Here is a 12,901-nt window from a genome sequence, read left to right on the forward strand (position 1 = left end):
TCGGCGGCGGAGCATCTCCCTTTTGCACCAGGTCCCGGTGATGGCCGGGACCGCGGACTAGGTGACTTCCACCTCCTCCTCCCCAGCCGACGGGGTTTCCACCCCACCGGATTTCAGGTTTCCGAACCACTGGTGGGTCGCCTGCCCAAAACCTGATGGTGCATTCGTCGAGGGCCGGCATTCACCATTCCTCACAACCGAACATAGCCTGCTCGGACGGATGTCGGCACCCGCTACTCGCACGTACCTCCGTTCAGGTCTCTTTACCCACTCACTACCTGCAACGATGCAAGTTCAGTTCCAGTTCCGGTTTATTTTCCGGCCGACGGGACAGGCTGCGTCGAATGCCGACGGGGACGCCGCGACCACGGCCGCGTCGCGCACGCGGGACCCCGCGCTCCCGCAGACCGCGTCGAGCGCCCGGGCCGCCTCGGCGAGCGTGGCCCCCGTGGTCAGCAGGTCGTCCACCAGCACCACCCGTCCGGCGGTGAGCAGCCGCCCGCTCCCGGCCGCCGCATCCAGCGCCCCGGCCAGATTGGCCCGGCGCTCCGCCGCGGTCAGACCCGACTGATCGGCCACCGCCCGCCGCTGCCGCAGCACCGCGGCAACGGTGGCCGGGACGCCGTCCCGCCGCAGCTGGGCGGCCGCCGCCAGCGCGATCCGGTGCGCCGGGTCATGCCCGCGCGCCGCGACGGCCCGGCGCGCGGAGGGCACCGGTACGAGCAGCAACGGCCGCCCGTCCGGATCGCGCCCCGCTCCGGCCCGTACCGCACCCGCGAGCGCCCGGCCGAGCGGGCGTGCCATCGCGAGCACACCGCGCTCCTTGTGGGCGAGCAGGACCGCCCGGGCCGCGCCCTCGTATCCGGCGGCGGCATGCACCGTGGGCAGCCCGGGCGGCTCGGGCGAGGGCCGCACCCGGCGCGGCACGCCGCCGTACAGCCGCACGCCGCACGTCTCGCACAGCTCCGTCCGCGTCCTGCCGCAGCCGCCGCAGGACACCGGAAGAACGAGCCCGCTGATCTCCCGCCACCACCCCCGCACATCTCAACTGTGCCCCTCCGGGAGCCGACGGGCCACCCCTGTGGAAAACCCCGGAGGGTGGCGGTGTCAGCCCGGGTAGACCAGCGCCGAGCCTTCCTTGAGGACCGTCTGCCAGTTGTCCCCGGGGAGCAGCTTCACTATCCCGTCGCCGAAGGTGTCCGCCATCAGCGGCAGCTGCTCGTCGTCGGCGGCGGCGATGGCCAGCACCTGGTTCACGCCGGGCAGGACGCCCGAGGAGGGCGTCGAGCCGTCCGCCTGGACGTAACGGACCTGCTGCACCCCGCCCTGCTCCTTGCCGACGACCACGAGGCGGCTGCGGCCGGACCAGGACACCGCCGTCACGTCGGCGAACTGCGGCGCCGCCTGGCGCAGGTCGACCACGGACACCTCGGCGTCGTCCTGCGGGCCGAGCCGTTCGATCCGGCCGATCTTCAGCGTCGTGTGGCCGTCCTTCGTCAGCAGCAGCGCTATGCGCACCCCGTCCGAGGAGAGCCGCAGCCCGGCGATACGGCTGCCGCCCAGGCTCGGCACGGTCACCTCCTGCGGCTTGTCCGTGCCGTGGGGAAGCCGCAGCAGCCTGGAGTTGTCCGGGTCGCGGTCGGCGACCCACAGATCGCCCCGGCCGTCCCAGCTGGGCGCCGTCAGGCGGTCCCCGGGGTCGGCCGCCTTGCTCGTCAAAGCCGGCACGGGGAGCTCGCCGTCCGCGGCGATGGAGGCCACGTAGAGCGACTCGTTGTGCTGGGAGAGCGCCGCCGCCGACTGCTCGTCCCGGGCCACGCCGACCGCGCTCACCTTCAGCGCGCCGTCGCCGAAGGGACCGGCCACCGGCTCCGGCTCGCCGCTGCCCCTGGTGCTGCCCGGGATGCGCTCGACCCGGCCCTTGGCATCGACGAAGTACTGGCTGTCGGGCCCGCCCGAGGAACCGTCGGGGGCGTACTCCTCGGCCTGGTCGGCGTCGAGCATGCAGAGCGGCGAACCGTCGGAACGCTGCAGCTCCACCTGCTCGACCCGCGCGGACGTCAGGTCCCGGAGGGTGAAGAGGACCTGCGAGGCCATCATCCGGCAGACCCGCTGTCCGATCCCGTCCGCGTGCTTGTCGAGCGGGACCTTCAGGACGTTGCGGTCGTCGGGGATCAGCGAGACGACCCCCTTCCTGAGGTCCGTCCCCTTGGGGAAGCGCGAGGCGACGGCCGGCCGCAGCCAGTCGGTGGGGCCCCGCAGAAGGCTGCGGACCGCCTGCGTCACCGTGTCCATCCCGGTCGATGGGTCGGTCCGGTTGCGGAGGTAGACGGGGTCGGCGACGAGGGTGGCCTCGGCGTCGGACCGTCCGGTCGCGAAGTAGTACTTGTTGACCGAGCGGTACAGCCGCTTGAAGTCGGACTGGCCGAGCACCAGGCCGTCCGGCACGGAGTCGATGCGCCATTCCTTGCCGTCCGGCGTCTTCTCCCGCACCAGGTGGAGCGTGCGGGAGAAGTCCGTCGGGACGAGCGGCTGGTACGCGTTCTGCTCGTCGACCGTCGCCACCTGCTCCCCGGTGAGGGTGTAGGTGACCTCCGTCGTGGTGCGGTCGTGGTCGTGGACCGGGCGGTCGCTCCGGTTCGGCGCCTTGGCCAGGACGCTGGTCTCCGCGCTCGGCTTCCACCGGCGCGACGCCTCCTTGGTGAGGTATTTCCGCGTCGTCCGGAAGTCGGAGTCGTCGCTGGTCATCGACTCCAGGAAGCCGTCGACCACCTCGTTCGGGGTGGCGCCGTCCCTGGGGGCGACCGCGTACACCTGCACCTGGGAATCGCCGGGCTGCGAGGCGTCGACGGCCTTGATGTCCCCGGAGACGGGCATCGAGCCGCACGCCGACAGCACGAGCGCACCGCACCCGACCAGCACGGTCACCCCCACCAGACGCCCACGGCCGCCCTGACGACGGTCAGTCCTCACGGATCGTGTCCTCCCGCCCCGGTGCACGCCCCGGAGAGTCGTTGTGACCGGTCTGCCGCTCCTCCGAAGGGCGCGGAACCACCCGCGACCCGTTGCCCGGCAGGGCCGCCGGGTGCACCGACGCGGGCGCGGTCCTGGCCGGCACGGCTGCCCGGCCGGGCAGCGGGGCGCGGCCCGTACCGGCGTGCTGCGAGGGCACGGCCAGCAGCCGGTTGCCGCCGGTGGCCGAGGCGTCCTCGGGGCGCTCCCGGCTCTCGCGGTTGCGCCGCGAGTCCTCCGGCTCCAGCGGTATCGGCGAGCCCCGCAGCGGCTCGTCCGCCGTACGCGGCAGCGTCAGCCGGAACTGCGAACCGCCACCGGGCTCGCCCCACGCCTGGAGCCAGCCGCCGTGCAGCCGGGCGTCCTCCACCGCGATGGAGAGGCCGAGGCCGGTGCCCCCGGTGGTCCGGGCCCGAGCCGGGTCGGCCCGCCAGAAGCGGTTGAAGACCCGGGTCGCCTCGCCGGGCTTCAGCCCCACGCCGTAGTCGCGGACGGCGACGGCGACCGCTCCGCCGGCCGCGCCCATGCGCACGACCACGTCGCGCCCCTCGCCGTGCTCGACGGCGTTGACGACGAGGTTGCGCAGAACGCGCTCGACGCGTCGGGCGTCGGCCTCGGCGATCACCGGCTGCTCGTCGCCGACGACCCGGATCCGGGTGCCCTTGCGCTCGGCGAGCGGCTCGGCGCCGCCGATCACCCGGCGCACCACCTGCCGCAGGTCTATCGGCTCCGCCTCCAGCGCGGCGGCGCCGGCGTCGAAGCGGCTGATCTCCAGCAGGTCGGAGAGCAGCGACTCGAAGCGGTCGAGCTGGTCGCCCAGCAGCTCGGCGGACCGGGCCGTTATGGGGTCGAAGTCGGCCCGCGCCTCATGGATGACGTCGGCGGCCATCCGTACCGTCGTCAGCGGCGTACGCAACTCGTGCGAGACGTCCGAGACGAACCGGCGCTGCATCCGGGACAGCTCCTCCAGCTGCTGGATCTTCAGCTGGAGACTCTGCGCCATCTTGTTGAACGCCTCGCCGAGCCGGGCGATGTCGTCCTCGCCGGTGACCTTCATCCGTTCCTGGAGACGCCCGGCGGAGAGCCGTTCGGCGATGCCCGCGGCCATCCGTACGGGGGTGACGACCTGGCGCACCACGAACCAGGCGATGGCACCGAGCAGCACCACCACGAACAGGCCGGCGGTCGCCAGGGTGCCCTTGACCAGGTTCAGCGACTTCTCCTCCTGCGTGAGCGGGAAGACGTAGTACAGCTGGTACGGGTCGCGGTCGATGTCGTAGAGGCGCTTGCCGACGATGAGGCCGGGCTGGGACTCCTGCCCGTCCTCGTACTGGATCAGCGTGTACGTCTGGAAGGCGCCGGGGCCCTTGTTCACCGCGTCCCGCAGGCTCTGCGGGATGCTCGCCGCCTTGACGTTTCCCGAGCCACGGGGCGCCCGGGCCCCCTCGTCGGCACTGAGCGCCACCACGTTGAAGGCGTTCTTGCCGCCACTGGCGAGCTGGTCGACGAGTTCGGTCCGCCAGGAGTTGTTCTCGGTCGTGCCGTCCGCCGCGTCGTCGACCTCGCCGGCGACGGGGGTGAGCGGCGCGTTGGCCTTCTCCTGGGCGGCCGCGAACCCGCCCGCGGCCTGGGTCTGGGCCGCCTTGCCCTTCGCATCGAGCAGGCCGTTGCGCACCTGCCCGATCACGACGAGGCCGAGCAGCAGCACCACTCCGAGCGACATCAGCAGCGTGCCCGCGACGACGCGCAGCTGGAGGTTGCGCCGCCACAGCCGTACGGCGGGCAGCAGCGGACGCCGCACCCAGCGCATCAGCAGCCGCGGCACCGGCCCGCCGGGCGCCCGGTCCTGGAACAACCGGCCGCCCTGCAGGAAGCGCTCGACGGGGGAAGAGGTGTGCCCTGAACCGGCAGCCCGCTCCGCACGGACTCCCGGCTCCCCGGGCTTCGGAGCAGTGCTACCCAGGGACATGTCAGCTCGGTCCGGCCTTGTAACCGACGCCTCGGACCGTCACGACGATCTCCGGCCGCTCCGGGTCCTTCTCAACCTTGGAGCGGAGCCGCTGCACGTGCACGTTGACCAGGCGGGTGTCCGCCGCGTGCCGGTAACCCCAGACCTGCTCCAGGAGCACCTCACGGGTGAAGACCTGCCACGGCTTGCGCGCGAGCGCGACCAGCAGGTCGAACTCCAGCGGCGTCAGGGCGATGGACTGCCCGTCCCGCTTCACCGAGTGCCCGGCGACGTCTATGACGAGGTCCCCGATGGTCAGCTGCTCCGGGGCCGGCTCTTCGGACCTGCGCAGGCGTGCCCTGATCCGGGCCACCAACTCCTTCGGTTTGAACGGCTTGACGATGTAGTCGTCGGCCCCGGACTCCAGGCCAACCACCACGTCAACCGTGTCGCTCTTGGCAGTGAGCATGACGATCGGCACACCCGACTCGGCCCTGATCAGCCTGCAGACCTCGATGCCGTCCCTGCCGGGCAGCATGAGGTCGAGCAGGACCAGGTCCGGCTTCGCCTCTCGAAATGCAGCAAGTGCCTTGTCGCCGTCCGCTACGAACGACGGCTCGAAACCCTCACCACGCAGCACAATCCCGAGCATCTCGGCCAGTGCGGTGTCGTCGTCGACGACAAGGACGCGTCCCTTCATAAACGACATCATCCCATTAGCTAATCGTTACCTGCGATGATCTGGCACACAGCTCTGCCAGCCCGGCCCCCGTGACCGGCGAGATTACGCCTTCTTCCGTCACGATCGCCGTGACCAGCTCCGGCGGCGTGATATCGAAGGCGGGGTTGTACGCCTGAGTCCCCACAGGGGCGACGGGCACCCCGCCCGTCTCCTCGTCCCCCGCTCCGCGCGGCAGGGATGTGAGCTCCGTCACTTCCCGCCCGGAACGCTGCTCCACGGTGATGGACGCCCCGTCCGCCGTGAGCAGATCCACGGTCGTCGTCGGCGCCACGACCATGAACGGTACGTGGTGGTACTTGGCGAGCACCGCCAGCGGATAGCTCCCCACCTTGTTGGCCACCGACCCGTCCGCGGCGATGCGGTCCGCCCCGATCAGCACGGCGTCCACCTCCCCGGCGGCGAACAGCGACCCCGCCGCGTTGTCCGTGAGCAGGCTGTACGGCATGCCGTTGCGCGCCGCCTCGTACGCGGTCAGCCGAGCGCCCTGCAGCAGCGGGCGGGTCTCGTCCACCCACAGCCGCCGCAGCCGCCCCGCCCGGTGGGCCCCGAGCGCCACAGCGAACGCGGTGCCCTCACCACCGGAGACGAGCGCCCCCGTGTTGCAGTGGGTCAGCAGCCGGTGGCCCCCGCCCGGAACCAGCTCGTCCAGCAGCGCGAGCCCGTGACCGGCCATCCGCCCGCTGGCCTCGGCGTCCTCCCGGTGCAGCGCCTTGGCCTCCGCCAGCGCGGCCGCGCCCGCCCGCTCCTGCCCGGCCCCCTTGTCGAGCGCCGCCCAGTACGCCGCGGCGGCCCGGCGCACGCCGTATCCCAGGTTCACGGCGGTGGGCCGGGACCGCTCCAGGAGCCCGGTGGCCTCCGCCACGTCATAGCCCCGCACCGCGGCCAGGGCCACGCCATAGGCACCGGCGATCCCCAGCAGGGGCGCACCCCGTACCGCGAGGGTCCTGATCGCGTCCACCAGAGCCGGCACATCGGTGCACACCAGCTCCGTCTCCTCCGCGGGCAGCCGCCTCTGGTCGAGGAGCACCAGCACGGGGCCTTCCGGAGGGTCGTCCCAGCGAATTGACGGTAGTCCGGCGGGCTCGCTGCCCACCGGCGATTGCGCGTCCTGATCAGCCATCCGTCCAGTCTGCCCGGTGACCCGCCCGGACTTGAAGGCACGAGCCGGTCACAGGCCCGGGCCCGGACGGCAACGACGCGTGGCACGATGGCTGCCAGCCTGACGCCGCGCCGCGCGGACAGGACCGCGAAGGAGCGACAATGAACGACACTCCGGGCTGGGCCTCGCCCGGATCCGCCCCCTCCGACAACGAGCAGACGAACGGCCGCACAACGGATCACGGCGACCCGGCCGACCAGTACGACCCGGCCGACCAGGAAAAGGCGGCCCGGGGCACGACGGCCCCGAAGACGGCCGGCCAGGATACGACGGCCTCGAAGACGGCCGGCCCGGAAACAGCGGACCCGGAAACAGCGGACCCGGAGACGGCCGGCCGGGAAGCGGCCGACAAGAAGGGCCGCCCCGACCAGGGCATCCCCCACCCCTCCGAACCGGCCGACGACACCGCCCCCTCGGGGACCTGGGCCGCCCAGCAGCCGCCCGCCGCCCAGTGGTCCCCGCCGAGCCCCACCGGAACCGGCCCCGCAGCTCCGTCGCCCAGTCCGGGCTGGGGCTCCCGGGCACACGGTCCCGGTTCCGGCACGGGCTTCGGCTGGAACACCCCGCCGCAGAGCTCCGGCTGGGGTACGCCGCCGCGCGGAGCCGGCTGGGGCGGCCCGCCGCCGGCCGCGAAGCCCGGCGTCATCCCGCTCCGGCCGCTCGGCATCGGCGAGATCCTCGACGGCGCCGTCTCCACCATGCGCGCCCACTGGCGCACGGTCCTCGGCATCACGCTCGCGGTCTCCGTGGTCGCCCAGGCCGCGATCCTCCTCACCCAGCGCTATCTGCTGCCCGACGCTCCGTCGGTCGACAGGAACGCCACCGGCTCCGAGGCGCTGCGCCAGGCCACCGAATCGCTCCGTTTCAGCCTCCTCGACCTCGCGCCGGCCCTGCTGATCTCGATGCTGGCCACGATCTTCACCACGTCGGTGCTGACCGTGGTGATCAGTCGCTCGGTGCTGGGCCGCCCGGTCACCCTGTCCGAAGCCTGGGCCGAAGCCCGCCCCAGGCTGCTCCCCATGCTGGGACTGACCCTCCTGCTCGCCGTCATGGGCGGAGCGATCATGACCGCCGGCATCCTCCCGGGGTTCCTGATCGGCGACACGGCGGGGGCCGGCCTCGCCTTCCTCGGGCTGCTCGCCGCGACAGCCGTCTTCCTCTGGCTGTCGGTCCGCTTCAGCCTGGCCGCCCCCGCGCTGATGCTGGAGCGGCAGCCGGTCGCCGCCTCCCTGCGGCGCTCCGCGAAGCTGGTGCGGGACGCCTGGTGGCGGACGTTCGGCGTTCTCGCCCTGACCTGGCTGCTGACGCTCATCGTCGGCCTGGTGGTCGGCATCCCCTTCGGCATCGTCGCCGTGGGCGTGGACGACGGGACCCTGAGCTCCTTCCTCTCCGGAGAGGCCACCGAGTTCGGCTGGCCGTTCCTGATCGTCTCCGCCATCGGTGACGTGGTGGCCGCCGCCATCACGTATCCGCTCTCCGCCGGTGTCATGGCCCTTCTCTACGTGGACCAGCGCATCCGCCGCGAAGCGCTCGACCTCGACCTGGCCAAGGCAGCGGGCCTGCCCGGCTTCGACAACAGGGACTGACACCGTGCCGGGGGCGGGCGACGCGGCAGCGCGGCTGCTGGTGCGAGCGAGCGGCGGCGCCCCCGTGGACACCGGCCGCCTCCCCGCCCGGGAGGCGGCCCGACGCGAACTGTCCAAGGGCGCGTACCACGAGAACGACCCGAACCCCCTCCAACAGGCGCTGGACCACCTGTGGACCTGGTTCGGCGACCTCGTCTCAGCGGCCTCTGTCGCCGCACCGGGCGGAGCTGTCGGCCTGGTCGTTCTCCTCCTGATCGTCATCGCCCTGGCCGTCGCGCTCCGGTGGCGGCTGGGCGCCCCACAGCCCGGCCGAAGGCGCACCGAAACGCTCTTCGCGCACGGCCCGCGCAGCGCTGCGGAGCACCGTGCCACCGCCGAGGCCCACGCGGCAGCCGCCCGCTGGAACCAGGCCGTCCAGGAACGGATGCGTGCCCTCGTCCGCTCTCTCGAAGAGCGGGCCCTGCTTGACCCACGCCCCGGACGCACCGCCGACGAAGCGGCCGCGGAGGCGGGCCGCGCCCTTCCCACGTACGACACCCGGCTACGGGCGGCGGCCCGGGTCTTCGACGACGTCACATACGGGGGCCGCCCAGCCGACCGGACGGCGTACGCCACTCTGCTCGACCTCGACCGCGCCGTCGAAACCGCCACCCCGCGACTGACCGGAGCCCGCGAGGGGGCCGCCGCCGAATGACCCCGGCCACCACCGCCTCGTCCACCTCCATCTCCCCCACGCCTCAGGAGATATGGCGCCGCTCCCGTGGAGTGCTGCTCGCCGTCCTCCTGCTCGTCGTCGCCGCGACAGCCCTGGCGGCCGCCCGTTCCGGGGACCAGCACGGCCGCCTCGACCCCCGCTCGGCGGACCGCTACGGCAGCAGGGCCATCGCCGAACTCCTCAGGGAACACGGCATTTCCGTCCGCGTCGTCACCACCCTCCGAGACGCCACATCCGCGACCGGCCCCGACACGACCCTCCTGGTCACCGGCCCCAACCTGCTGACACCCCACCAGCAGAGGGCGCTGCGCACAGCGACCACCGGAGCAACCGGCCGCACCGTGCTCCTCGGCGCCGACTCCTCCTCTCTCGACACCCTGGCCCCCGGTGTACGGGCGAAGCCCGCCGTACCCGTGGTCGCACGGTCCCCGGACTGCTCCCTGACCGTGGCCAGGAGGGCCGGAGCCGTCGAGACGGGCGGCATCCGCTACGACGCCGAGGCCCCCGACACCGAGGGCCTCGATGCCGATGCCTGCTACCCCGCAGGCGGCCTGCCCACCGCGCTCCTTCTGCGCCGGCCCACACCCGGCGACACCGTCCTGCTGGGTTCCCCCGACTTCCTGTACAACGAACGTCTCGGCCACCAGGGCAACGCGTCCCTTGCGCTGCAACTCCTCGGCTCCCGCCCTCATCTGGTCTGGTACCTCCCCTCGCTCACCGATCCCTCCGCCACCGGCAGCACGGCCGACGATGACGGCACCACCAACGGCGGCACCACGGACGGCCGGAGCAGCCTCATCGAACTGATCCCGTCCGGCTGGCTGTGGGGCACCCTGCAGCTCGCCGTCGCCGCAGTGCTCGCAGCGGTCTGGCGTGCCCGCCGCCTGGGCCCCCTCGTCAACGAGCGGCTGCCCGTGGTCATCCGGGCCTCCGAGACCACCGAGGGCCGGGCCCAGCTCAGCCGCAGGACCAACGCCCGCGACCGCGCCGCAACATCACTCCGCCACGCAACCCGCACCAGGCTGGCACCGCTCGCCGGTGTCCCTCCCCGGGACGCCCACGCCCCCGCAGTGCTCCTCCCCGCTCTGTCCGCACGCCTCGGACCGGCCCACGGCAATCTCAGCGATCTGCTCTTCGGCGCAGCCCCTTCCGATGACAGGGCGCTCGTACTACTGGCAGCCCAACTCGACTCCCTCGAAGGAGAGGTCCGAACCTCATGAGCGCCCCGACTCCCGCACCCACCGGGACAACAGGGCCCCCCGGGCCCGCCGCCTCCGACACTCCCGACGCACCCCGCGCCGCCCTGGAAGGGCTGCGCTCCGAGATAGCCAAGGCCGTGGTAGGCCAGGATCCCGCCGTCACGGGGCTCGTCGTCGCCCTGCTCTGCCGGGGGCACGTCCTCCTCGAAGGCGTCCCCGGCGTGGCCAAGACCCTGCTGGTCCGAGCCCTCGCCGCATCGCTCGAACTGGACACCAAGCGGGTGCAGTTCACACCCGACCTGATGCCGAGCGATGTCACCGGGTCCCTCGTCTACGACGCGCGCACGACCGAGTTCTCCTTCCAGCCCGGCCCCGTTTTCACCAACCTCCTCCTCGCAGACGAGATCAATCGGACCCCTCCCAAGACGCAGTCGTCTCTCCTGGAAGCGATGGAAGAGCGTCAGGTGACCGTCGATGGCACGCCTCGCCCGCTGCCCGACCCCTTCCTCGTCGCCGCAACACAGAACCCGGTCGAGTACGAGGGCACGTACCCCCTCCCCGAAGCCCAACTGGACCGGTTCCTCCTGAAACTGATCGTTCCGCTTCCCACCCGTGACGACGAGGTCGCTGTCCTGACCCGCCATGCCGGTGGGTTCGATCCCCGTGATCTCAAGGCCGCAGGCGTCCGACCGGTCGCCGGACCCGCAGACCTCGAAGCCGCCCGCACCGCGGTCGCCGCGACGGCCGTCGCCCCCGAAATCGCCGGCTACATAGTCGATATCTGTCGTGCCACGCGTGATTCCCCCTCGGTCTCTCTCGGTGTCTCCCCCCGTGGAGCCACCGCACTGCTGGCCACGGCCCGAGCCTGGTCCTGGCTCGCCGGCCGCGACTACGTGACGCCGGACGATGTGAAGGCCTTGGCCCTCCCGACGCTCCGGCACCGCATCCAACTGCGCCCCGAAGCCCAGATGGAAGGGGTCACCCCCGACTCCGTCATCACCGCTGTGCTCGCCCAAGTCCCCGTACCCCGGTGAGGCGATGAACCGTGGCTCTCACCGGACGTGCCGCCCTGCTGGCGGCACTGGGATCACTCCCTGTAGGCATCCTGGCCCCGAGCTGGACGGGAATGCTCGCGGTCGATGCCTCGCTCTCACTGGCAATTCTGTGCGACTACGCCCTGGCCGCGCCAGTGCGAACGCTTCAGTTCACCCGATCCGGTGATACATCCGTTCGACTTGGCGACCGGGCAGAAGTGCAACTCACCGTAGTCAATCCTTCCCGCCGCCCGTTGCGGGCGCATCTCCGCGACGCCTGGCCGCCGAGCAGCTGGCTGCCCGGTACCGAGTCGGCGGTCTCCCGTCACAGGCTGACCGTCCCGCCCGGCGAGCGGAGGCGCATCAGCACGATGCTGCGTCCCACCCGCCGCGGTGACCGCCGGGCCGAGCAGATCACCGTCCGCTCGTACGGGCCGCTGGGCCTGGCCGCACGCCAGGGCAGCCACCGGCTGCCATGGACGGTGCGTGTCCTTCCGCCGTTCACGAGCCGGAAGCATCTCCCCTCTCGGCTCGCCAGAATGCGCGAACTCGACGGTCGTACCAGCGTTCTCACCCGTGGGGAGGGCACGGAGTTCGACAGCCTGCGCGCCTACGTCCCCGGCGACGATGTCCGGTCGATCGACTGGCGCGCGACCGCTCGCCAGTCCGCTGTCGCCGTACGGACCTGGCGCCCGGAACGCGACCGGCACGTTCTGGTCGTCATCGACACCGGTCGTACTTCGGCGGGCCGAGTCGGCGACGTGCCCCGTCTCGACGCGGCGATGGACGCGACCTTGCTCCTCACCGCACTCGCCAGTCGCGCCGGCGACCGTGTCGGTCTGCTCGCCTACAGCCGCCGTACGCGGGCGAGGGTCCAGGGCCGCGCGGCCGGGGACGTCCTGCCGGCCGTGGTCGACGCCCTGACTCCGCTGGAAGCGGAGCTCGTCGAGACCGACGCGCGAGGGCTCGTCGCGGCGGCCATCGCACAGGCGCCTCGGCGTTCGCTCGTTGTGCTGCTGACGAGCCTCGACGCGGCTCCCGTCGAGGAGGGGCTGCTGCCCGTACTGCCTCAGCTCACCCGGCGGCACACAGTTCTCGTCGCGGCGGTGAGTGACCCGCACATCGCCGACATGGCCGGCGCGCGCGGGACAGTGGACGCGGTGTACGAGGCGGCCGCCGGAGTCGAGGCCCAGGCACAGCGTCGCCGCACTGCGGACCAGCTCAAGAGCCACGGTGTGGTCGTCGTCGACGCACCACCGGACGATTTCGCGCCCGCACTCGCCGATGCCTATCTGGCACTCAAAGCAGCGGGCCGTCTCTAGCCGGGGAGGGGGCCGAACGCGGCCTCCCAATTCGGCCGAGAACGCAGAAAAGCCCCGTGCCAGCGGCACGGGGCTTTCCCACAATGATTGTTCGGCGGCGTCCTACTCTCCCACAGGGTCCCCCCTGCAGTACCATCGGCGCTGAAAGGCTTAGCTTCCGGGTTCGGAATGTAACCGGGCGTTT

General features: G+C 72.2%; 10 protein-coding genes and 1 rRNA gene. 5 read left to right on the top strand and 6 right to left on the bottom strand.

Features of this window, described 5'->3' with window-relative positions; genetic code table 11:
• Positions 1–294: 294 nt before the first annotated feature.
• The 5 genes from ACFZAT_RS28450 to mtnA all read right to left on the bottom strand — a co-directional run bounded on the left by ACFZAT_RS28450 (position 295) and on the right by mtnA (position 6,822).
• Positions 295–1,041 carry a ComF family protein gene (locus ACFZAT_RS28450; protein WP_391268388.1) on the bottom strand — a complete coding sequence of 249 codons (747 nt, stop codon included), beginning with the start codon at positions 1,039–1,041 and terminating at the stop codon, positions 295–297.
• Between the two features lie 66 nt (positions 1,042–1,107).
• Complete coding sequence (locus tag ACFZAT_RS28455; RefSeq protein WP_391268412.1) at positions 1,108–2,877, bottom strand: LpqB family beta-propeller domain-containing protein; 1,770 nt, start codon at positions 2,875–2,877, stop codon at positions 1,108–1,110.
• 85 nt (positions 2,878–2,962) lie between these two features.
• A complete protein-coding gene (gene mtrB, locus ACFZAT_RS28460; protein ID WP_391268389.1) occupies positions 2,963–4,981 on the bottom strand; it encodes an MtrAB system histidine kinase MtrB in 2,019 nt (672 codons plus the stop codon).
• Between the two features lies 1 nt (position 4,982).
• Positions 4,983–5,672 carry a two-component system response regulator MtrA gene (gene mtrA, locus ACFZAT_RS28465; RefSeq protein WP_005316841.1) on the bottom strand — a complete coding sequence of 230 codons (690 nt, stop codon included), beginning with the start codon at positions 5,670–5,672 and terminating at the stop codon, positions 4,983–4,985.
• Positions 5,673–5,676: 4 nt separating this feature from the next.
• Positions 5,677–6,822 carry an S-methyl-5-thioribose-1-phosphate isomerase gene (gene mtnA, locus ACFZAT_RS28470; RefSeq protein ID WP_391268390.1) on the bottom strand — a complete coding sequence of 382 codons (1,146 nt, stop codon included), beginning with the start codon at positions 6,820–6,822 and terminating at the stop codon, positions 5,677–5,679.
• Between the two features lie 140 nt (positions 6,823–6,962).
• On the opposite strand from mtnA, the gene ACFZAT_RS28475 reads away from it, so the two are divergent.
• The 5 genes from ACFZAT_RS28475 to ACFZAT_RS28495 are packed head-to-tail and all read left to right on the top strand — an operon-like array spanning position 6,963 to position 12,717.
• The gene (locus ACFZAT_RS28475; RefSeq protein WP_391268391.1) at positions 6,963–8,447 is read left to right on the top strand and encodes a glycerophosphoryl diester phosphodiesterase membrane domain-containing protein; all 1,485 of its coding nucleotides are present in this window, start codon (positions 6,963–6,965) and stop codon (positions 8,445–8,447) included.
• A 4-nt stretch (positions 8,448–8,451) separates the two neighbouring features.
• The gene (locus tag ACFZAT_RS28480; RefSeq protein WP_391268392.1) at positions 8,452–9,141 is read left to right on the top strand and encodes a DUF4129 domain-containing protein; all 690 of its coding nucleotides are present in this window, start codon (positions 8,452–8,454) and stop codon (positions 9,139–9,141) included.
• The gene (locus ACFZAT_RS28485) at positions 9,138–10,382 is read left to right on the top strand and encodes a DUF4350 domain-containing protein (RefSeq protein WP_391268393.1); all 1,245 of its coding nucleotides are present in this window, start codon (positions 9,138–9,140) and stop codon (positions 10,380–10,382) included. Before ACFZAT_RS28480 ends, ACFZAT_RS28485 begins: the two co-directional genes overlap by 4 nt.
• Entirely contained in the window at positions 10,379–11,395 is a 1,017-nt protein-coding gene (locus ACFZAT_RS28490) for an AAA family ATPase (RefSeq protein ID WP_391268394.1), read from the top strand. Before ACFZAT_RS28485 ends, ACFZAT_RS28490 begins: the two co-directional genes overlap by 4 nt.
• A gap of 11 nt (positions 11,396–11,406) precedes the next feature.
• Positions 11,407–12,717, top strand: a complete 1,311-nt coding sequence (locus tag ACFZAT_RS28495; protein ID WP_391268395.1) for a DUF58 domain-containing protein — start codon at positions 11,407–11,409, stop codon at positions 12,715–12,717.
• 89 nt (positions 12,718–12,806) lie between these two features.
• Here ACFZAT_RS28495 and rrf read toward each other — a convergent pair.
• Positions 12,807–12,901, bottom strand: a 5S ribosomal RNA gene (gene rrf, locus ACFZAT_RS28500); the annotation flags it as partial.

Origin of the sequence: Streptomyces sp. NPDC008163, assembly GCF_042956885.1 — a bacterium.
Taxonomy (GTDB): domain Bacteria; phylum Actinomycetota; class Actinomycetes; order Streptomycetales; family Streptomycetaceae; genus Streptomyces; species Streptomyces drozdowiczii_A.